This window comes from Shewanella livingstonensis, from assembly GCF_003855395.1.
Lineage (GTDB): Bacteria > Pseudomonadota > Gammaproteobacteria > Enterobacterales > Shewanellaceae > Shewanella > Shewanella livingstonensis.
This window is the reverse complement of the sequence record NZ_CP034015.1, coordinates 3,465,821-3,487,873: the sequence shown is the minus strand read 5'-3', so window position 1 is coordinate 3,487,873 and position 22,053 is coordinate 3,465,821. Positions and strand designations below refer to the sequence as shown.

Annotated in this window: 19 protein-coding genes; 16 read left to right on the top strand and 3 right to left on the bottom strand. The window is 41.7% G+C overall.

Translation table 11 applies throughout. From position 1 onward, the window contains the following. Positions 1-53 precede the first annotated feature (53 nt). Together purU and EGC82_RS15000 are read left to right on the top strand one after the other, a co-directional pair. Positions 54-926, top strand: a complete 873-nt coding sequence (gene purU, locus EGC82_RS15005) for a formyltetrahydrofolate deformylase (protein ID WP_124731480.1) — start codon at positions 54-56, stop codon at positions 924-926. 385 nt (positions 927-1,311) lie between these two features. After that, positions 1,312-3,213 carry an HD domain-containing phosphohydrolase gene (locus EGC82_RS15000; protein ID WP_124731479.1) on the top strand — a complete coding sequence of 634 codons (1,902 nt, stop codon included), beginning with the start codon at positions 1,312-1,314 and terminating at the stop codon, positions 3,211-3,213. Between the two features lie 140 nt (positions 3,214-3,353). Here the strand turns inward: EGC82_RS15000 and dapD are convergent, their stop codons facing one another. Genes dapD through map form a run of 3 tightly spaced genes read right to left on the bottom strand, consistent with a single transcriptional unit; the run spans position 3,354 to position 7,626 of the window. Further along, a complete protein-coding gene (gene dapD, locus EGC82_RS14995) occupies positions 3,354-4,178 on the bottom strand; it encodes a 2,3,4,5-tetrahydropyridine-2,6-dicarboxylate N-succinyltransferase (protein WP_124731478.1) in 825 nt (274 codons plus the stop codon). Between the two features lie 52 nt (positions 4,179-4,230). Beyond that, complete coding sequence (gene glnD, locus EGC82_RS14990; RefSeq protein ID WP_124731477.1) at positions 4,231-6,804, bottom strand: bifunctional uridylyltransferase/uridylyl-removing protein GlnD; 2,574 nt, start codon at positions 6,802-6,804, stop codon at positions 4,231-4,233. Positions 6,805-6,828: 24 nt separating this feature from the next. After that, a complete protein-coding gene (gene map, locus EGC82_RS14985; RefSeq protein WP_124731476.1) occupies positions 6,829-7,626 on the bottom strand; it encodes a type I methionyl aminopeptidase in 798 nt (265 codons plus the stop codon). A 349-nt stretch (positions 7,627-7,975) separates the two neighbouring features. Between map and rpsB the strand changes: the two genes are divergently transcribed. The 14 genes from rpsB to lpxB all read left to right on the top strand — a co-directional run bounded on the left by rpsB (position 7,976) and on the right by lpxB (position 22,052). Beyond that, positions 7,976-8,704 (top strand): 30S ribosomal protein S2, encoded by a 729-nt coding sequence (gene rpsB / locus EGC82_RS14980; RefSeq protein WP_124731475.1) that lies wholly within the window; start codon positions 7,976-7,978, stop codon positions 8,702-8,704. 117 nt (positions 8,705-8,821) lie between these two features. Next, a complete protein-coding gene (tsf, locus tag EGC82_RS14975) occupies positions 8,822-9,673 on the top strand; it encodes a translation elongation factor Ts (protein WP_124731474.1) in 852 nt (283 codons plus the stop codon). A 68-nt stretch (positions 9,674-9,741) separates the two neighbouring features. Continuing rightward, positions 9,742-10,479, top strand: coding sequence for a UMP kinase (gene pyrH / locus EGC82_RS14970; protein ID WP_124731473.1), 738 nt, complete (start codon positions 9,742-9,744; stop codon positions 10,477-10,479). Positions 10,480-10,614: 135 nt separating this feature from the next. Then, positions 10,615-11,157 (top strand): ribosome recycling factor, encoded by a 543-nt coding sequence (gene frr, locus EGC82_RS14965; protein ID WP_124732674.1) that lies wholly within the window; start codon positions 10,615-10,617, stop codon positions 11,155-11,157. Positions 11,158-11,238: 81 nt separating this feature from the next. Continuing rightward, positions 11,239-12,063 carry a polyprenyl diphosphate synthase gene (gene uppS, locus EGC82_RS14960; RefSeq protein WP_124731472.1) on the top strand — a complete coding sequence of 275 codons (825 nt, stop codon included), beginning with the start codon at positions 11,239-11,241 and terminating at the stop codon, positions 12,061-12,063. A 19-nt stretch (positions 12,064-12,082) separates the two neighbouring features. After that, the gene (locus tag EGC82_RS14955; protein WP_124731471.1) at positions 12,083-12,940 is read left to right on the top strand and encodes a phosphatidate cytidylyltransferase; all 858 of its coding nucleotides are present in this window, start codon (positions 12,083-12,085) and stop codon (positions 12,938-12,940) included. A 5-nt stretch (positions 12,941-12,945) separates the two neighbouring features. Beyond that, the gene (ispC, locus tag EGC82_RS14950) at positions 12,946-14,136 is read left to right on the top strand and encodes a 1-deoxy-D-xylulose-5-phosphate reductoisomerase (protein ID WP_124732673.1); all 1,191 of its coding nucleotides are present in this window, start codon (positions 12,946-12,948) and stop codon (positions 14,134-14,136) included. A 12-nt stretch (positions 14,137-14,148) separates the two neighbouring features. Then, positions 14,149-15,519, top strand: a complete 1,371-nt coding sequence (rseP, locus tag EGC82_RS14945; RefSeq protein ID WP_124731470.1) for a sigma E protease regulator RseP — start codon at positions 14,149-14,151, stop codon at positions 15,517-15,519. Between the two features lie 31 nt (positions 15,520-15,550). Continuing rightward, the gene (bamA, locus tag EGC82_RS14940; protein ID WP_124731469.1) at positions 15,551-18,040 is read left to right on the top strand and encodes an outer membrane protein assembly factor BamA; all 2,490 of its coding nucleotides are present in this window, start codon (positions 15,551-15,553) and stop codon (positions 18,038-18,040) included. 65 nt (positions 18,041-18,105) lie between these two features. After that, positions 18,106-18,603 carry an OmpH/Skp family outer membrane protein gene (locus EGC82_RS14935; RefSeq protein ID WP_124732672.1) on the top strand — a complete coding sequence of 166 codons (498 nt, stop codon included), beginning with the start codon at positions 18,106-18,108 and terminating at the stop codon, positions 18,601-18,603. 5 nt (positions 18,604-18,608) lie between these two features. Then, on the top strand, positions 18,609-19,634 hold the full coding sequence (lpxD, locus tag EGC82_RS14930; protein ID WP_124731468.1) for a UDP-3-O-(3-hydroxymyristoyl)glucosamine N-acyltransferase: 1,026 nt from the start codon (positions 18,609-18,611) through the stop codon (positions 19,632-19,634). A 31-nt stretch (positions 19,635-19,665) separates the two neighbouring features. After that, positions 19,666-20,127 carry a 3-hydroxyacyl-ACP dehydratase FabZ gene (gene fabZ / locus EGC82_RS14925; protein ID WP_124731467.1) on the top strand — a complete coding sequence of 154 codons (462 nt, stop codon included), beginning with the start codon at positions 19,666-19,668 and terminating at the stop codon, positions 20,125-20,127. After that, positions 20,124-20,894 carry an acyl-ACP--UDP-N-acetylglucosamine O-acyltransferase gene (lpxA, locus tag EGC82_RS14920; RefSeq protein WP_124731466.1) on the top strand — a complete coding sequence of 257 codons (771 nt, stop codon included), beginning with the start codon at positions 20,124-20,126 and terminating at the stop codon, positions 20,892-20,894. Before fabZ ends, lpxA begins: the two co-directional genes overlap by 4 nt. Before the next feature lie 9 nt (positions 20,895-20,903). Further along, positions 20,904-22,052: a lipid-A-disaccharide synthase gene (gene lpxB, locus EGC82_RS14915; protein WP_124731465.1), complete on the top strand. Its 1,149-nt coding sequence runs from the start codon at positions 20,904-20,906 to the stop codon at positions 22,050-22,052. The last annotated feature ends 1 nt before the right edge of the window (position 22,053 follow it).

Here is a 22,053-nt window from a genome sequence, read left to right as displayed (position 1 = left end):
AAAATCTTTTTAAATGGCACACTGCTAAACAGTCTTTTAAGAGGAGTTTACGCGTGAGCCAACCAGATAAAACCATTATTACCCCACCTGTTTTACAGCGTAAAGTGCTGATAACCGATTGTGCTGATGCCCAGGGTTTAATTGCTAAAATCACTAACGTATGTTTCGCTCATCAATTAAACATTATCAAAAACACCGAATTTGTTGATCATACTCAAGGGCGTTTTTTTATGCGCGCAGAGCTTGAAGGTCAGTTTGATGATGAACGCCTATTAACTGAATTGCGTGAGGTTTTGCCTGCTCAAAATCGGATGAAATTAGTCGACATGGGTAAAAAGCGTATCGTGATTATGGTGACAAAAGAAGCGCACTGCTTAGGCGATATTTTGATGAAGTCTTATTACGGCGGTTTAGATGTTGAGATTGCTGCAGTGGTAGGGAACTATGATGTGTTGCAGGCATTAACTGAAAAGTTTGATATTCCGTTTCATTATGTTAGTCATGAAGGTTTAAATCGCCAGGAACATGAACAAGCCATGTTAGCGGTGATTAAGCCTTATGAGACTGACTTTTTAGTATTAGCTAAATATATGCGGGTGCTAACGCCTGAATTTGTGTCAGCATTTCCAGATAAGATTATCAATATTCATCATTCGTTTTTACCTGCTTTTATTGGTGCATCACCGTATAAGCAAGCTTGGGATCGCGGGGTTAAAATTATTGGTGCAACCGCACACTTTGTTAATAACCTTTTAGACGAAGGACCGATTATTAAACAAGATGTGATTTCAGTTGATCACAGTTATAGCGCAGAAGAATTAGCGCATAACGGTCGTGATGTTGAAAAAAGTGTATTAAGTAAAGCGCTACAATTAGTATTAAATGAGCAAGTTGTGGTGTACGGTAACAAAACGGTGGTATTTTAACCAGCACTGTTAATGTGGTATATACCAAAGTGTTTAAGTAAGGTATTACTGGTTAGTACTGCCTTACTTGAGCATCTCACGATTCTATGGTTACGCTGACTGATTAAAACGTAACGTTTACGCCCTAGTTGAAAGTGTGACATGTTTTTAGCTAATCTTCATAGGTGCTTATTTATGGATAATTATTAGTATTATTTACTGTTATCAATGGTATGGTTACATTGATTATACCAGTGCTTTACCGATATGATGGCTGAGCGGTGTACGATAGTTCAACATTATTAGTAATAGGCGTTGTTATACTTTCAATATAAATGTCACCACCGTTGACGATAAAAAATCAACGTTCTCCTATGTAAATTGAAAAATATTAATAGGGCTCATAATGTTACAAAAAGCAGACTTTTTTTTAAAACCATCAGAACTGCCTAAAACACTCGGACTGTGCTGGGGGATTTTTAATGGTAGGCTTGAGTTAATTAAACTGAGTGAACCACTGTATAAGTTAGTTAAAAAACCCATTTCTGCAATACTCAAACAACCACTTTCTAATGCGTTTTCGGCGCTTAAATTAGACCATATAGACTTCAATCAACGCCACACTCATCATGTTATCAATTTTGTCGACGATAATGGCCATGCAGTACAAGCTACCATTAATCCCATAGAAGAAAGTGATGAACACTGGTGTATTACAGTGATTGAGATAGAGTTGGATAAAGCGTGGTTAACGCAGCTACACCCAGATTATCACCAAGCTATTCAATCAAGTGATGATTGGCTTAATCAAATTGAAGAAGTCATCAATGCCCGCGGTGATGTGGTATTCACCACGGCGATAAAACAAGGGTTGTCGCTAACGCAATCTAAAGTAGGTTATTTACATATTTTTGACGAAAAAACCAACCAAATAGTTAAAACGGCTTGGAATGAAACTGTTGAGGATTATTTTAAAATCCCTAAGCAACAACAGTATAAGGCCGATTCTGGGGTTTGGGCTGAAACGATTAACACTCGTAAACCGGTTATTCATAATGATTTAACGATACTGTCTGAAAATAAAACTCAAAAAGAAGGTTTTTTCGCCTTTAAAAATCATTTATGTATTCCTATTCATTATCGTAAAAAATTAGTGGGTATTATTGGCGTGGGTAATCGGGATAAACCGTATACCCAAGTTGATGCTAAATCTTTGAGTATTTTTGCCACCATTTTATGGCACAGTGTTGAACTACCTCGCACCATGAAGGCTGTATCCAGACAGTCGGGCATCATTAAAACTCAAAAAGAAAAGATGACCTTGATTTTAGTCCAGCTCATTGGGGCTATTTCTGAAGCGCTTGAGCTTAAAGACGCTTATACCGCGGGGCATCAAAAGTCAGTGGCACAGTTAAGTTATCTTATCGGTGAGAAAATGGGTTTAACGCCTGAACGTTTGGAAGGGTTAAAGCTGGGATCGTTAATCCACGACATTGGTAAATTGGCGATTCCTAGCGAAATCTTGTCTAAACCGTCAAGACTAAGCGATGCTGAGTTTGGTTTAGTTAAACAACATCCCGAACAAGGTGCGTTAATCGTTGATGAAGTTGAATTTCCTTGGCCTATAAAACAGATGATCCTTCAACATCATGAGCGTTTAGATGGCTCTGGCTACCCTAAAGGATTAACAGCTGATGAGATCATACTTGAAGCCAAGATTATTGCCGTGGCCGATGTTGCTGATTCGATTCTTAGCCATCGACCATACCGACCTTCGCTTGGCATGGAGGTGTTAACCCAAGAGTTATTAAAAGGTAGAGGCATAGTATTTGATGAAGTAGTTGTTGATGCCTGTATTGATATCTTGGCTGTTGAAGATTTTAAAGAAGAGCAATATGTTAGCGGTTTGTTATTAGCGCCGGTAGTGTTTCTTGAGGAATACCATACTCTTGAACACGCTGAATCAATGATGAAAAAGGCTAAAATGGATGTAGCAGTTGTGCTATCTGAGAAAAATCGTAGCCCCATTGGGGTGATAGATAACAATATACTCGCATTCTGGCACAGTCCTTTTTTAGATACCGCAGCAGAGCGTGCAGCGGATAGAAGTTTGCTTAATAAACGTGTACATCAGGTTATGGTGCATAAAATTAATATGATTAATGATCATACTATTTTGAACGACGCCAAACTAATGATGGAAAAAACCAATGCGAACTATTTGATTGTGCATAACGATAAGCAGCTGGTTATTGGCATGTTAACGTGGAGAATATTAGCCAACGCTTTATTGGTCAACGCGCATTAAGCTCGTGAGATTAGGCATATTATTATTTTACAGCATATAGGTTATTAATGAAGAGTCGCTGCTTTTGCTTATGAGGAAATGTTAGCGCAATAAAAAAGGCTCCTAAGAGCCTTTTGTTTACTTATTTTTGGGGCGTAAGCTTAATCAACGATACGTAATAGTTCATTGATACCCACTTTACCACGGGTTTTAGCATCGACTTTTTTAACAATAATCGCGGCATATAAACTGTATGTGCCACACGCTGATGGTAAGTTACCTGATACCACAACCGAGCCCGCAGGTACTCGGCCATAATGAACTTCACCAGTTTCACGATCAAAAATACGCGTGCTTTGCCCAATGTAAACGCCCATTGAAATAACACTGCCTTCTTCAACCACAACACCTTCAACAATTTCGCTGCGAGCGCCAATAAAACAGTTGTCTTCAATAATGGTTGGGCCAGCTTGAAGTGGCTCTAATACACCACCAATACCAACACCACCCGATAAGTGTACGTTCTTACCAATTTGTGCACATGAGCCAACGGTAGCCCAAGTATCAACCATAGTGCCTTCATCAACATAAGCACCTAAATTCACGTAAGATGGCATTAATACAGTATTTTTACCAATAAACGAGCCTTTACGAACCGTTGCCGGTGGCACAACTCGAATGCCTTCAGCTTTAAAACGAGCTTCGTCATAATCGGCAAATTTTTGTGGGACTTTATCGAAATACTTAGTGTCACCACCTTCGATTACGCCATTATCAAAAATGCGAAATGACAGTAATACCGCTTTTTTTAGCCACTGGTGAACATGCCATTCACCAGCAATTTTTTCTGCAACTCTTACTTGGCCTTTATCGAGCATATTGATCACGGTTTCAACATCTGCGCGAACACTTGGTTCTACGCTTGAAGGTGAGATTTCTTGACGTGTTTCAAATGCTGCTTCAATGCGTTGGCGTAAAGCCTCCATTGTTTTCTCCCGGTATTAAATGGTTAGTAGCGTAAAATTAAGGTTTAAAAAATTAGTTAGATGATTTTAGTGCCAGTGTTAGCGCATCTGATAATTGTTGCTGCTGTTGCTCATCTAGGGCCGTAGCACTTTGGTTTTGTAAAATAAAAAAATCTTCTGCACGCTCACCGATAGTAGTGATTTTTGCCGCCAATAGTGTCACGTTGCAACGATAGAAGGTGTCACCGACTTTGGCGAGTAAGCCGGGTGTATCTAAGGTGATTAACTCCATCATACTTGTACCATGACGGGCACTGGGTAAGAAACTCACATGAGTTGCAACATTAAAAGGTTTCATGATCCGGGCTAACTTTCTAAACTTTGGCAGTTTTGGGTTTTCAGTTGCTAAGGCTTTTTCAAGTGCTTTACGGATACTCTGAATGCGTGACAGTTGAATAATAGGTTCGCCATCTTGTTCTAAAATCACAAAGGTGTCGAGTGCATAATTATCTTTTGATGTCATGATATTAGCGTCATGAACATTGATGTTTTTATTGTCTAAGACAGTCATCACAGTGGCAAAAAGTTTAGGCTTATCTTTACTGTAAACAAACAGTTCAGTACCACCACGTGTGGTATGTTTTGACATTAATACTAATGGTTCATCACGATGATGTTTTAAAATAGCTTCGGCGTGCCAAGCGACTTGTGTTGGCTGATGACGTAAAAAATACTCAGATTTAAACCGAGACCAGAGCGCATCCATGTCTTTTTCTTTTAGGCCTCGACGAATGAGTTCTTTTTTAGCTTTGGCTTGGATCTCTTTTACGCGAGCTTTAACATCGATAGGTTTTTCTTTGCCTCGAGCTAAGACTCGTTGAGTTGAAAAATATAAGTCGCGTAACAAAGATCCTTTCCAGTTGTTCCACGTTTTTTCGTTAGTGGCGCAAATGTCGGCAACCGTGAGGCAATATAAATAACTTAAGTGCGCGGCATCGCGTACTTTTTCAGCAAACAGTGCAATCACTTCAGGGTCTGAAATATCTCTGCGCTGAGCGGTAATCGACATCACTAAATGATTTTCAACTAACCATGCCACCAAACGCCCATCGTGGTCATTCATGCCATGCAATTTACAGAAATCGATGGCATCTTTTGAACCTAATTTGCTGTGATCGCCGCCACGGCCTTTGGCGATATCATGAAAAATGGCCCCGAGTACCAATAAGCCTTTTTTCGGCAATTGATTAATTAAGATGGCGCCCAGTGGGAATTCATCTTTCTGTTCAGCTTGTGAAAAACGGTCAATATTGAGCAGTAATCTGTGGGTGTGCTCATCTACGGTATAGGCATGAAATAAATCAAACTGCATTTGACCTTCAATCTTGCGCCATGCGGGTAAGTAAGACGACAAAATACCGTGTTGATGCATTAATGAAAGTGCAGCAATACCTCGGGGATGTTTTAGGATCTCCATAAACACTTTTCGGCACGCGGGGTTTTCTTGTAAGGGAGAGGTGAGTGCTCGGCGAGCATTACGTAATAATCTCAGCGTAGGCGCATAGATTTCTTGAATATTAGAGTTTTTAGCCACCAATAAAAATAAACGTAATATCTCTTCATTTTGACGGCTAAACAAATCGTCATTTAATACTTCTATATAACGTCCGCGGCGCTGGTAAACCTCATTAATTGGCTGAATCTCTAGTGCTTGAGTATGGCCTAAGGTTGCGCGCTTAAACAATTGCAGCAACATTTGATTAAGCTCCATCACGCGGCGCACCGTACGATAGTAGCGTTTCATCATTTGCTCAACGGCTAATTGAGTCGCGTCTTCATAACCTAATAAACTGGCAATTTGTCGTTGTAAATCGAATAGTAAGCGGTTTTCGTTGCGGTTAGCGGTAATGTGCAGAGCAAAACGAATTTCCCACAGAAAATTTTGGCATTCAATGAGTTCAGCTAATTCTGCTGGTGACAAAAAGTCGTGTTCAACCAGCTCTTCTAGTGTGGCGGCGTCAAAGTGGCGCATCGCGACCCATGCTATAGTCTGAATATCACGTAACCCGCCAGGGCAGGTTTTTATATTAGGTTCTAAATCAAAAGCACTGGCCCTAGTGTGGCGAGCCATTTGTTCATCTTTCTTGGCGTTATAAAAGTCATATGAGGGCCAAAAGTCTTGTTGTCGAATAGCGTCATATAACACATCAAATAGATATTCATTGCCGGTGAGTAATCTGGCTTCAATCAGATTGGTGGCAATGGTGATGTCTGCTTTACCTTGCTCAGTAGTTTGCACTATGGTGCGCACACTATGGCCTATTTCAAGCCCAGTATCCCAAAGGTAGGTAATAAATTGACTCAGCTGAGTTTCAGTCTCTAGCGATAATATTTCATCGTCAACCAAAAACAGTAAGTCAATGTCTGAATAGGGATGTAACTCACCACGGCCATAACCGCCAACGGCAACAAGAGCAAGATGGCCATTATTCAAGCCAAAATCTTGCCAAGTTTGTGTTAGTAAAGCATCAACAAATTGACTACGGTGCTTAACAATATCAGCAATCGGGTGTTTTGCAGTGTACTGCTCAACTAAGCGCTGGTTTAAGTCAATTAATGCGTTTTTGGCGGCCAGCGCGGTATTCATTGATGTCCTTACTAATTAGAGTCTTTAGTGGTTAATAATACGTGGAAAGTCTTCTTCTTCGCGTAAAGTTAACACTTCTACACCGGTTTGGGTCACTAGAAGAGTATGTTCCCACTGAGCTGAGTTTTTATTATCAGAGGTGGTGACGGTCCAATTATCACTTTTATTCAATACTGTTGTATGACGACCAGCATTGATCATTGGCTCAATCGTAAAGCACATGCCTGGTCTTAGCACTGTTTTATCATTATTTTTATAATGAACAACTTGAGGCTCTTCGTGGAAGCCAGTACCAATACCATGACCACAATAATCTTGCACGATGGAATACTTATCAAGCCCTGTTTTGCTGGTCTTGATGAATTTTTCGATAGTGGTGCCAATTTCGCCTAGCTTTAAACCCGGGCGCACTTTTCTAATGGCTAAGTACAAGCTTTCTTGGGCAATGCGGCTTAAACGTTTATCTTTTGCTGATACTTCGCCGATAAGAAACATTTTTGAGGTATCACCATGATAACCGTCTTTGATGACAGTAATATCAAGGTTGATCATATCGCCATCTTTCAACACATATTCTGAAGGGATACCATGGCATACAACTTCGTTAACTGAAGTACAAATAGATTTTGGAAATCCGTGATAATTGAGTGGTGCTGAAATGGCCCCTTGCTCTTCGGTGTATTTAGCACAAATGTCATCTATTTCATTTGTCGTCACCCCAGCTTTCACATGTGGAGCTATCATTTCTAATACTTGCGCCGCTAATTTACCCGCTGCACGCATCTTTTCTATTTCGTCTGCATCTTTGATCACAATACTCATGAAAACTCTCTATCTTTTGGCGGTCAAAATAGGCATGTTTTATCCAAGGATTTTACGGCAAAAATTTGTATTTAGCTGCCGTTTATGGTATAAAGCGCGCCGTTATGTGTAAGATCGTTGTTGTACGGTTCGAGTTAATATAATGTCAATCGATGCTTTTTTAGCCAGATTCACATCATGTTCGGCAAATCGTAAAATATGACGGTTATTATACATGGCAATTAACTTAAATACTAAATCACACACGTATCGACACATTTTTCGGGGTGCTTTCTCATTCTTAACGGAAGTTAGAAAGTCGAAACATGGGATGCGTGGAGGTCTAACCCCTTACATTAAGGTATATACAATGACTACTGTTTCAATGCGCGACATGCTACAAGCTGGTGTTCACTTCGGTCACCAAACTCGTTACTGGAATCCTAAGATGAAGCCTTTCATCTTCGGTGCTCGTAATGGTGTTCACATCATCAACCTTGAGCACACAGTACCAATGTTCAACGAAGCTTTAGCTTTCATTAGCAACATTGCTTCTAAGAAAGGTAAAGTATTATTCGTAGGTACTAAGCGCGCTGCTGGCGAAGCTATTAAGGCATCTGCACTTTCTTGTGATCAGTACTATGTTGATCATCGTTGGTTAGGCGGCATGTTAACTAACTGGAAAACTGTTCGTCAGTCAATCAAGCGTCTTAAAGAGCTTGAAAGCCAGGCTGTAGACGGTACTTTCGACAAGTTAACTAAGAAAGAAGCGTTAATGCGTTCACGCGAATTAGACAAGTTAGAAAAGTCTTTAGGCGGAATCAAGAACATGGGCGGTTTACCTGACGTATTATTCGTTATCGGTGCTGACCATGAGCATATCGCTATTAAAGAAGCTAACAACCTAGGTATCCCAGTTGTTGCAGTTGTTGATACCAACTCTGCACCAGACGGTGTTAACTACATCGTTCCTGGTAACGATGACGCGATGCGTGCTATCCGTTTGTACACTTCTTCTGTTGCTGCAGCTGCTAACGCTGGCCGTGGTCAAGATTTAGCTGTTCAAGCTGAGCAAGACGGTTTCGTAGAAGCTGTTTAATAAGGCGTGATGCTTAGCATCTCCCTTATTTGCCAATAAGATAATTGGTGAGCAGGGGCCTATTGGCCCCTGTTTTATAAATCCAATATTAGACGAATTAAATTAGAGGATTTAACAATGGCTATTACTGCTGCCCAAGTTAAAGAACTTCGTGACCGCACTGGCGCTGGCATGATGGATTGTAAGAATGCACTGACTGAAACTGACGGTGACATTGAACTAGCAATTGATAACATGCGTAAAAGTGGCGCTGCGAAAGCTGCTAAAAAAGCAGGTAACATCGCTGCTGACGGTACAATTCTAATCAAGAATGGCGAAGGTTTCGCTACGCTTTTAGAAGTTAACTGTCAAACAGACTTCGTTGCTAAAGATTCAAACTTCTTAGCATTCGCTAACTCAGTGTTAGACGTTGCTGCTGCATCTAAAGTGACCATCGAAGAGTTAAAAGCACAGTTTGAAGAAACGCGTGTTGCGCTAGTGACTAAAATCGGTGAAAACATCAACGTTCGTCGCGTTGAGTATATCGATGGTGCAAACTTAGCTTCTTACCGTCACGGTGAGCGCATTGGTGTTGTTGTAGCCGGTGAAGCTGATGAAGAAACATTGAAGCATATCGCAATGCATGTTGCTGCTTCTAAGCCTGACTTCGTTAACCCTGAAGATGTTCCTGCTGAACTTGTAGCAAAAGAGCAAGCGCTTCAAATCGAAATCGCGATGAATGAAGGCAAGCCTGCTGAAATCGCTGAGAAGATGGTTATTGGCCGTATGAAGAAGTTCACTGGTGAGATCTCTCTTACTGGTCAAGCTTTCATCATGGAACCAAAGAAAACGGTTGGCGAAGTTCTGAAATCGAAAGGCGCTAAAGTAACTAACTTCGTTCGTTTAGAAGTTGGTGAAGGTATCGAGAAAAAGGCAGAAGATTTTGCTGCTGAAGTAGCTGCACAGATTGCTGCTACTAAAAAAGCGTAATCGCTTTTATCTAAATACCCTAAGACCGCAGCAACCGCTGCGGTTTTGTTATGATCAGGATGAAAATTATGAGCACCAATCCAAAACCAGCGTTTAGACGCATTCTGCTTAAATTAAGCGGTGAAGCATTAATGGGTGAAGAAGGCTTCGGCATTGACCCTAAAGTACTTGATCGTATGGCTCAAGAAGTGAAAGAGCTTGTTGAACTTGGTATCCAAGTTGGCGTGGTTATTGGTGGTGGTAATCTGTTTCGTGGTGAAGGCTTAGCAAAAGCTGGTATGAACCGCGTGGTAGGTGATCACATGGGTATGCTAGCAACCGTAATGAATGGCTTAGCCATGCGTGATGCCTTGCATCGTGCATATGTTAATGCTCGTCTTATGTCTGCTATCCCGCTTAAAGGTGTGTGTGATGATTACACCTGGACAGAAGCAATTAGTTTATTAAAGTCTGGCCGAGTAGTGATTTTTGCTGCGGGTACGGGTAATCCTTTTTGTACAACTGATTCTGCAGCATGTCTTCGTGGTATTGAGATTGAAGCTGAAGTGGTACTAAAAGGCACTAAAGTTGATGGTGTATACTCTGCTGACCCAATGAAAGATCCTGAAGCGGTTAAATATGACACGCTTAGTTTTACTGAAGTTCTTGAATCAGAATTAAAAGTAATGGATCTTGCTGCATTTACTATGGCTCGTGATCATAATATGCCTATTCTGGTGTTCAATATGAATAAACCAGGTGCACTTCGCCGCGTTATTATGGGTGAAAAAGAAGGTACGATTATTAGCGGTCAAAAACCTGCTTAAATCACAGACACAGAAAATATTTAGATTATATAATTTAACGGTTTGAGCGGTTTTATTGCATGTGTCATTCTTAGGCTAATGCTCAAACACACATGAATTTGTGACAAAAAGGAAATTATTGTGATTGATACTATTATGTTAGATGCGCAAGAGCGTATGAGTAAATGTGTAGATGCGACTAAAAACCAAATGGCGAAAGTTCGCACCGGTCGTGCACACCCAAGTCTATTAGATTCTATTCAAGTATCTTGTTACGGTTCTATGTCTCCGCTTAATCAAGTGGCTAACGTGGGCGTTGAAGATTCTCGTACCCTAACGGTAAACGTGTTTGATCGATCAATTGTTCAGGCAGTAGAGAAAGCCATTATGAGCTCTGACCTAGGCTTAAACCCTATGTCTGCTGGTGCAACATTGCGTATTCCTTTACCTTCGTTAACTGAAGAACGTCGTAAAGACTTTATCAAAGTGGTTCGTAACGAAGCTGAAAACGGTCGTATTGCGATTCGTAACGTGCGTCGCGATGCTATCAGTGAAGTAAAGAAGCTTGAAAAAGCCAAAGATTGCACTGAAGATGATGTCCGTCGTAGCGAAGATGAAGTGCAAAAGCACACTGATTCATCAATTAAAAATATTGATCAGATTCTAGCTGTGAAAGAAAAAGAGTTGATGGAAGTATAATCTGTCAATTTAGACGCTAGAGTTAACACGCCGTGTAAGGGTATACTACACGGCGTTTGTTTTTATAAAGGATTGTCGTAGATGTCATCTACAGTTGAGTTTGGATCAGACCCTAAAGCCGATTCGGAGCAAATGACTTCGCAATTGTTGCCGGGACAATTATCTGATGTGGTAAAACAATCTCTGCCTAAGCATGTTGCGATTATTATGGATGGTAATGGCCGTTGGGCACAACTGCAGGGTAAAGCGCGGGTTTTTGGCCATAAAGCAGGTGTTAAAGCGGTGCGTCGTGCGGTCAGTACAGCAAGTCAGTTAGGGATTGAATCATTAACCTTGTTTGCATTTTCTAGCGAAAATTGGCGCCGTCCAGATAAAGAAGTCAGTTTGTTGATGGAACTGTTTTTTACCGTGTTACATCGTGAATTAAAACTGCTCGACAAAAACCAAGTTAGGCTCAATATTATTGGTGATACAAGTCGATTTTCGACTCGTTTGCAGAAACAAATTGCTGCAGCCCAAGAGAAAACAACAAACAATACTGGGCTGATATTAAATGTGGCAGCGAACTACGGTGGCCGTTGGGATATCTTACAAGCTGCACAAAAATTAGCCGAAAAAGTTGAAAGTGGTGAAATCAGCAGCAGTCAGATGACCGAAGAAGCATTAAATGAACATTTGTGCATGCAAAATCAGAGCGAAGTTGATTTAATGATCCGTACAGGCGGTGACTACCGCATTAGTAATTTTGTTTTATGGCAGGCCGCTTATGCCGAGTTGGTGTTTACTGACACCCTATGGCCTGATTTTGATGAGCGAGCATTTCGTGATGCTATTGCCATTTTTGCCAGTCGGCAGCGCCGTTTTGGTTTGACCGGGAGTCAAATTGAAGAGATACGCGCAATATAAATATTAAGAGGATTAGTTTTTGCTAAAACAACGAATAATAACAGCATTGTGGTTAATCCCAATTGTACTCGGGGCAATTTTTTTACTCCCAGCAAATTTATTTGCTTGGGTGTTAGTGCCAGTGTTTTTAATTGCAGCAAAAGAGTGGGGCAGTTTTATTGACCCAAGCTGTAACGTTACGCAGTGGTCTTTTACTGCGACATTGGCTCTTTTACTGATAGCGCTTAATTTAGCGGTACCTACGGATGTATTGTGGTTCAAAGGCCAATTACACCCAATGTACTTAGCCATTATTACCATTGGTGTTTTTTGGTGGATAGTCAGCAGCGTATTGGTATTTAGTTTTCCTAAGAGTGCCAAAATATGGAAAGACAGCCCAATGCTGAAATCTATGTTTGGCCAGTTAACGCTTATTCCGTGTTTCGCTTCTTTGATTGCGCTTAAGTCGTTAAGTAGCAACGTTCATCCATATTATGGCGGTGCATTAGTCTTTATCGTCATGTTAGTGGTTTGGGCTGCCGATACCGGAGCCTATTTCGCTGGCCGTAAGTTAGGTAAGCGTAAATTAATGCCGAGTGTTAGCCCAGCTAAAACCCTTGAAGGTCTAGCGGGTGGCTTGGTGACGACTATGGTCGTGGTGGCCGGTATTATGTATGTTGCTCCAGAGCAAGAGTTAGGTTTACTCATTGTGGTCACTTTAGTTACCGCTCTAGCGTCTGCTTTTGGTGACTTGTCTGAAAGTATGTTCAAACGTGCTGCTAACATTAAAGATTCTGGCACCATTTTACCTGGCCATGGCGGTATTTTAGATCGTATTGACAGCTTAACGGCTGCACTACCTGTGTTTACCTTTATCTACATCGCGATGTGGATGTGATGCCAATGCAAAACATGGTGATTTTAGGGGCGACAGGCTCAATAGGTGCAAGCACGTTAAGTGTAATGGTAAATAATCCTACCGACTTTCATGTCTATGGATTAGTGGCTAATGCCAGCGTGAATAAAATGCTGGCGTTGTGTATCACCCATCAACCTGATTATGCTCATATGGTCGATGAGAGCGCCGCCATGGAGCTCAAATCGCTATTACCTCGTAACTGTATTACACAAGTCACCACTGGGACTGAAGCGCTAAAGGCGTTAGTTACTGATAGTCGAACCGATACTGTGATGGCGGCTATTGTCGGCGCGGCAGGTTTAGTACCCACATTTGATGCTGTTAAAGCCGGTAAACGGGTGTTGCTTGCCAACAAAGAAGCGTTGGTGATGTCGGGTGAGTTATTTATGCGCACGGCAAAAGCATCGGGTGCGACAGTGTTACCTGTTGACAGCGAACACAATGCGATTTTCCAATGCTTACCCACTACGGTACAAGCCCAATTAGGTTATTGCGATTTAGCCGCATCGGGTATTTCTCATATTTTGTTAACCGGTTCTGGCGGTCCATTTCTTAGCACCGATTTAACCACGTTAAGTGCGATGACGCCTACTCAGGCATGTAATCATCCTAACTGGTCGATGGGGCCTAAAATCTCTGTCGACTCAGCCACTATGATGAATAAAGGCTTAGAGTTTATCGAAGCACGCTGGTTGTTTAACACTCAGGCTGAACAGCTCAAAGTGATTATCCACCCTCAAAGCTTAATTCATTCTATGGTGCAATATCGAGATGGCTCTGTTATTGCGCAGATGGGTAATCCCGATATGCGCACTCCAATTGCTCATTGTATGAGCTATCCGCAAAGAATTGAGGCTGGTGTTGAACCTTTGGACTTTTTCAAAGTCGGACAATTAAGCTTTTGTGAACCTGACTTCAGCCGCTTTCCCTGTTTACGCCTAGCAATGCAAGCGTGTGAACAAGGGCAAGAAGCCACTACAGTATTAAATGCTGCTAATGAAGTTGCCGTTGATGCTTTTTTAAAAGGTCACATTCGTTTTACCGATATTGCTGATATTAATTATCGCTGTTTAGACTCGGTGCAACAAACCCGTTTAGACAGTATCGAAGATATATTACAGCTTGATAAGCAAGCTCGTGCAACGGCAGAGTCCGTTATTAACGCACTTAATTAATTCAGGGACATAATGATAGATTTTTTTTGGAGCCTAGGTTCTTTTATCGTCGCATTAGGTATTTTGATTACGGCTCACGAATATGGCCACTTTTGGGTCGCACGTCGCTGTGGTGTTAAAGTAGAGCGTTTCTCTATAGGTTTTGGCAAAGCGATTTGGCGTAAAATAGGTAAAGACGGCACTGAATATGTGGTGGCAATGATCCCACTGGGTGGCTATGTCAAAATGCTCGATGAGCGTGTTGAAGAAGTGCCAGTAGAGTTAGTCGACCAAGCATTTAACCGTAAAACAGTATGGCAACGCATTGCGATTGTGTCAGCGGGCCCTATTGCTAACTTTATTTTTGCTTTTGCAGCGTTATATGTCATGTACCTTATAGGTACTCCGTCGATTAAGCCGGTTATTGATAGCACCAAATTAGATAGTCCTGCCAGCGTTATTCAGTTGGTTGAACCGCAACAGATTTTGGCGGTTTCAGGGCAAAAAGTACGCACCTGGGAAGAGGTTAATTTAGCCTTAGTCGGCCATATTGGCGATGAAAGTATTGAATTAACCTTAGCGCCTCTTGCTACATTGTCGGGTATGGATATGCCGAACCGAACGGTTAAACTCGATACGCGTGAATGGGCATTCGATCCAGAAAAAGAGTCGCCTATTACCTCGTTAGGTTTAGGCATTTTTCGTCCAGGGATCGACCCCACTATAGCCGCAGTGAGTAAAGACAGTGCCGCAGAACAAGCAGGTATTATTGTTGGCGATAAACTGGTCAATATTAATGGTACGCAATACAGCGATTGGAAAGCGTTTGTTGATGTGGTACAAAGCTCAGCGAATAAAAATATTAATATGGCATTGATGCGAAAAGGTGAACTTATCAATGTTAATGTTGTGCCAAAAGCACAACAAAATCCCGACGGTAAGACTATCGGGATTGTAGGAATTAGCCCAACCCAAGCGCAATGGCCTGATAATATGCGCTTTGAGCTTGAGTATGGCATAGTAGATTCAGTTATCGCTGCAGCTGATAAAACATCACAACTTGTAGTTGTCAGCTTTAAGATGATTGGAAAATTATTTACCGGCGATGTGTCGGTGAAAAACCTTAGTGGTCCTATTTCTATTGCACAAGGCGCAGGCGCCAGTGCAAGTTATGGTTTAGTGTACTTTCTTGGGTTTATCGCGCTCATCAGCGTTAACTTAGGCATTATTAACTTAATGCCTTTGCCAGTGCTCGATGGTGGACACTTGCTGTATTACTTTATAGAAGTGATTACTGGTAAGCCTGTGCCCGAAAAGGTACAGGAAATAGGTTTCAGGTTTGGCGCAGCTTTGCTGCTAATGTTGATGGGCGTAGCCTTATTCAACGATTTTGCCCGACTCTGAGCAAGGACAGACTAATAATTAGAAGTGCTCTATGAGATTTAATAAAATTTTTGCCTCGATGTTATTCGTCGGCGCGTCTTTTTCAGGGAATGGTTGGGCAGAGTCTTTCCAACCTTTTGAAGTGACCGACATCCAAGTAGAAGGTTTGCAACGAGTTGCTCTCGGTGCAGCACTATTGAGTTTACCTGTGAGAGTAGGTGACACGGTAGATGAAATTAAATTACAGCAAGCGATTAAGAGCTTATACGGCTCAACCAATTTTGAAAACATCAGTGTCAGTCATGAAGACGGTATACTCTATGTAACGGTTAAAGAACGTCCAACTATCAGTATTATCTCATTTGACGGTAATAAAGATATTAAAGACGAACAGTTACAAGAAAGTCTTGACGGTTCTGGTGTTAAAACCGGCGAATCACTTGATAGAACTATGTTGTCTGGCATTGAAAAAGGCCTGCAAGATTTCTATTACGGTGTGGGTAAATACGGCGCCAAAGTTGAAGCGCAAATTATCAACTTACCTCGTAACCGTGTAGAGCTTAAGTTTAAGTTTACCGAAGGTTTAGCGGCTGAAATCCGTCAAATCAACGTGGTAGGCAATACTGTGTTCTCAGATTCTGAGCTCATCAGTATGCTTGAGCTAAAAGATTATGTGGCATGGTGGGATTTGTTTGGTGAGCGTCGTTACCAAAAGCAAAAGCTACAAGCTGACTTAGAAACCATCAAAACCTATTACCATAACCAAGGTTATATTCGTTTTAACGTAACCTCAACGCAAGTGGCGATGACACCAGACCGTAAAGGTTTGTACATCACCATCAATGTGGACGAAGGCGAAAAGTACAAAGTAAAAGAAGTTAACTTAATTGGTGACCTTATGGGTCGCGAAGCGTTAATGAAATCTATTTTGCCAATTAAAGCAGGCAACATGTACAACGGTGCTGATGTTACATTCACCGAAGAAATGTACAGTAAATACCTTGGTCGCTTTGGTTACGCTTATCCAGAAGTAAAAACTTATCCTGAAATTGATGATGACGCCAAAGAAGTGGTGCTTAACATCAATATCAAGCCTGGTAAGCGTGTTTATGTTCGCTCAATTAACTTCACCGGTAACACGGTAACTAAAGATGAAGTTATGCGTCGTGAGCTTCGTCAAATGGAAGGCGCGTGGTTAAACTCTGCCCAGATTGAGCAGTCTAAATTACGTCTTAACCGTTTAGGTTACTTTGAAACTGTAGATGCTGAAACTATCCAAGTTCCGGGCAGCGACGATTTAGTTGATGTGGCCGTTACGGTAAAAGAGCAGCCATCAGGTTCGTTTAACGCCGGTGTGGGTTACGGTACTGAGTCTGGCGTGAGTTTGCAGTTTGGCGTTGAGCAAAATAACTTCCTTGGTACAGGTAACCAAGCAGGTATTAGTATTAACACTAATAAATACTCGCGCAGTGCTAACTTATCTTTCACCGATCCTTACTTTACCAAAGATGCTGTTAGCTTAGGCGGCAGTGTGTACTGGAACGAGTTTGATGCTAACGAGGCTAACCTTGAGCGCTATAAGAATCAATCTTATGGTGTTGCATTAAACTCAGGATTCCCGATCAACGAATACAACCGTTTAAATGGTGGTATTGGTTATCGTCATAATACCATTTCAGAAATCTCTGCTTATGAACAAGCCTTGCGTTTCTATAATGTGTATCGTGAAACGGATGATCCTAACTCAGATTTAAGTTTTGATAACTTTGAATTGAATGCTGGTTGGTACCGCAGCACACTTAACCGTGGTACGTTCCCGACAGATGGTTCGTCGCAACGTTTAAGCGGTAAAATGACCGTGCCAGGTTCTGATTTACAGTACTTTAAAACGGATTTCGATACCAACTTCTACTTCCCGCTGACACCTCAGCATGGGTTTGTATTATTGGCTCGTGCACGTTTAGGTTACTCAAACGGTTATGGTCAATTTAAAGATAACGATCAAATCTTACCGTTTTGGGAAAACTATTACTCAGGTGGGAGTAGCTCGTTACGTGGCTTTAAGTCTAACTCAGTAGGTCCACGTTCGTTCTATGCATACCGTGGTAGTGACCAATGTTCACCTGATGTGTCGGGCGATGGTTGTAGTATCGCTTCTCCTGGTGATCCTACTCAGATCCAGGTTAGCCAAGGTCGCTCAATTGGTGGTAATGCCATTGCGACAGCAAGTTTTGAAATGATCGTTCCGACGCCATTTCTTGATGAGGCTTACACTAACTCAGTACGTACTAGTTTCTTCGTAGATGCAGGTAACGTATGGGATACCGAGTTTGATTATGAATCTTACCGATATCTACCAGCGGATCAGTTTTCTAAGCTAGAAGACTATAGCGATCCAGCACGCTTACGAGCCTCATGGGGTATGAGCGTACAGTGGTTATCGCCTATGGGTCCTATGGTGTTTAGTTTAGCTTGGCCGCTGAAAGAATATGAAGATGACGAGACAGAGATTTTCTCGTTCAATATTGGCAAAACGTTCTAAAACAAATACACTCGGCAGGTTTTGCTGATAACAACAAGTTTTACAAGGAGTCTACTTTGAAAAAGATGGTAAATCGCGCATTAATTACATTGGCATTGTTTGCTACCCCTATGCTAGCTCAAGCGGAAAAGCTTGCCGTGGTTGATATGGGGGAAGTGTTCGAGCAGTTGCCGCAGCGCGAACAAATTTCTAAATCATTAAAAGCTGAGTTTGGTGATCGTGTTGCTGAAGTCCAAAAAATGCAAGAAGAAATGCGTTCTTTGGTTGAAAAGCAGCAACGTGACGGCGCCTTAATGAGCGACACACAAAAGACTGAATTAGTACGCAAAATGGAATCACTAAAATCTGAATTCCAGTTGAAAGGCAAAGCACTAGATGAAGACATGCGTCGTCGTCAAGGTGAAGAGCAAAACAAGCTATTAGTTCAAGTTCAAAAAGCGATTAATACCATTGCTGGTAAAGAAAAATACGACATGGTTCTACAACGTGGCGCAGTTATTTTTGTTAAGCCAGAAGCTGACATCAGCAGCAAAGTGGTAGAAGCCTTAAGCAAAGGCAAATAATAAGTATGCAAAAAGTGACTTTAAAAGAGCTTAGCCAATTATTGGGAGCAATGGTCAAAGGTGACGAGACATTGGAAATTACCAGTGTCGCCACACTTGAAAATGCAATCCAAGGCCAACTCTCTTTTTTAGCCAATAGTAAGTACCGCGCTCAGCTTGAGGCAACTCAAGCTAGCGCGGTGTTGCTTAGCGAAAAAGAAGCAAACAGTTATCATGGTAATGCCCTTATTGTGAGCGACCCTTATGTCGGGTTTGCTCGTGTGGCACAATTGCTTGATACTACGCCTAAAGAAACTCTTGGTATCCATCCCTCAGCTCAAATAGACAACTCAGCCATTATTGGTGACGGTGTGGCTATTGGGGCAAATGCAGTGATTGGTGCTAATGTTATTTTAGGTGAAAATGTTCAGATTGGTCCCGGTTGTGTGGTTGGTGAAAGCAGTATTATTGGTTCCGACACACGCCTTTGGGCGAATGTTAGCATTTATCATAATGTCCATATCGGTCATCATTGCATCGTTCATTCAGGATCTGTTATTGGTTCGGATGGTTTTGGTTATGCCAATGAACGCGGCAATTGGATTAAAATCCCTCAAACGGGTGGTGTGCGGATTGGCAATCATGTTGAAATTGGCGCATGTACTACCATTGACCGTGGCGCGTTATCGCATACCGAGATACACGATGGTGTGATTATCGACAACCAAATTCAAATTGCTCATAATGTGGTAATTGGACAACACACCGCAATTGCTGGTGGTTCTATTATTGCTGGTAGTTCTACCATAGGTAAGTACTGCATTATTGGTGGCGGTAGTGCTATTGCTGGACATCTCAGTATTGCTGACGGTGTGCATGTTTCTGGTGGTACTAATGTGACAAGTGTGATCCGTGACAAAGGTGTGTATTCATCGGCTACGATTGCAATGGAAAACAAACTTTGGCGTCGAAACACTGTGCGTTTCCGTCAATTAGATGAATTATTTAGTCGAGTTAAAATCCTCGAAAAAAGTGCTAAGGGCACAGAATAATTGTAATTCTGCCTTATTAAAGGAATGTAGTGTGTCAAACCAATTAAACACCATGGATATTAAAGAGATCCTCAAATATCTACCTCATAGATATCCATTTTTGTTGATCGATCGTGTATTGGACTTTACCGTAGGTGAGCAATTACATGCGATTAAAAATGTCACGATCAATGAGCCATTTTTTCAGGGACATTTCCCTATACAACCCGTTATGCCAGGTGTCTTAATTTTAGAAGCCATGGCACAGGCAACGGGTTTACTTGCTTTTAAAACCATGAGTTCTGAACCGTCTCCAGACGTATTGTATTATTTTGCCGGTATTGATAAAGCGCGTTTTAGACGCGTAGTTGAGCCAGGCGATCAAATACATTTTCACGTTAAAATGATTAAAGAGCGTCGTGGTATTGGTGTGTTTATTGGGGAAGCTTTGGTTGATGGTGAACTGGTTTGTTCAGCGGAAATCATGTGCGCACGTAGAGAGATTAATAAGTGATAGATAAATTAGCGTTTGTTCATCCCACTGCCAAAATTGGTAAAAATGTCACTATTGGCCCTTGGAGCTATATTGGCGAAAATGTTGAAATTGGCGACGACACATGGATAAGCTCTCATGTTGTGGTTAAAGGTCCAACCGTTATCGGTAAAGGCAACCGTATTTTTCAATTCTCTTCGGTTGGCGAAGAGTGTCAAGACAAAAAGTACGCCGGCGAACAAACTCGGTTAATTATTGGCGACAATAATATTATTCGTGAGTCGGTCACCATTCATCGTGGAACCACTCAAGACAAGGGTGAAACTCGCATAGGTTCTGATTGTCTATTTATGGCCTATGTTCATATTGCCCATGACTGTTTAGTCGGTAATAACGTTATTATGGCTAATAACGCTTCAATTGCGGGCCATGTACATGTAGGCGATTGGGTTATTTTGGGCGGTATGACAGGCGTACATCAGTTTGTGCACATTGGCGCACATGCCTTTACTGCCGGAGCGTCACTTATTTTGCAAGACGTACCTCCATTTGTGATGGCCGCAGGCTCTCCTGCTGTACCACGTGGATTAAATTTAGAAGGCCTAAAACGCCGTGGTTTTACCAAAGAAAATCAACGAGCCATCTTTAATGCGTATAAAGCGGTGTTTCGTAAGAGCTTAACCATTGAAGAAGCAAACGTTGAATTGGCCGAGTCTGCTAAAAATGACGCAAATGTAAAAGCGTTCGTGGATTTTGTAAATCACTCTGCTCGTGGCATTATTCGATAGACGGAAACGATGACCAACTCTTCTTCAAAAGTATTTGCCATTGTCGCCGGAGAAATTTCCGGCGATATTTTAGGTGCCGGTTTAGTTAATTCACTCAAAAAACGTTATCCTGATGCGCGCTTTATCGGCATTGGTGGTCCGCGTATGCAAGCCCTTGGGTTTGAGAGTTTATTCCCAATGGAAGAGCTGTCGATCATGGGGTTAGTCGAAGTGTTGTCTCATTTACCGCGACTGCTGCATATTCGTTCAAGTCTAGTGAAACAAATTGTCGAATTAACGCCAGACTGTTTTATTGGTATTGATGCGCCTGATTTTAATATAGGTGTAGAGCTTAAATTAAAAGCCAAAGGGATTAAAACGGTCCATTATGTCAGTCCGTCAGTGTGGGCTTGGCGTCCAAAACGGATATTCAAAATTGCCAAAGCTACTCATATGGTGTTGTCTTTATTGCCATTTGAGAAAGCCTTTTACGATAAACATGATGTACCTTGTACTTTTGTTGGCCATACACTTGCTGACGATATTCCGATGCACAGTGACAAGCTAGCCGCGCGGCAGTTATTAGGATTAGAGCCTGATGCAGAATACTTGGCAGTACTGCCTGGTTCCAGAGGCGGAGAGCTAAAACAGTTAGCTGAACCGTTTATAAAAGCGGCTCAGTTAGTTAAACAAGCTTATCCAGATATCAAATTTGTCACACCAGTGGTTAATGATGCTCGTCGGCAACAGTTTATTACTGCACTAGAACAGTTTGCTCCTAATTTAGATGTCACCATTATTGAAGGTCAATCTCGTGAGGTGATGGCAGCTGCAGATTGTATTTTATTGGCTTCTGGCACCGCGACTTTAGAGGCCATGTTGGTAAAGCGGCCTATGGTCGTGTCTTACCGTGTTAGCCCTATTACCTATGCAATTGCTATTCGCATGATGAAAATCAAAAATTATTCATTGCCTAATCTATTAGCCAACGAAACCATAGTGCCAGAATTGATGCAAGCTAATTGCCAGCCGCAGTTAATTGCAGATGCAGTGATTAAGCAACTCAATCAAGACTTTGCACCGCTTAATGCCCGTTTTGAAGAATTACATCAATTACTTAAGTGTAATGCCAGTGAACGAGCTGCCGATGCCGTAGTGGCATTATTACAAACTCAGTAAG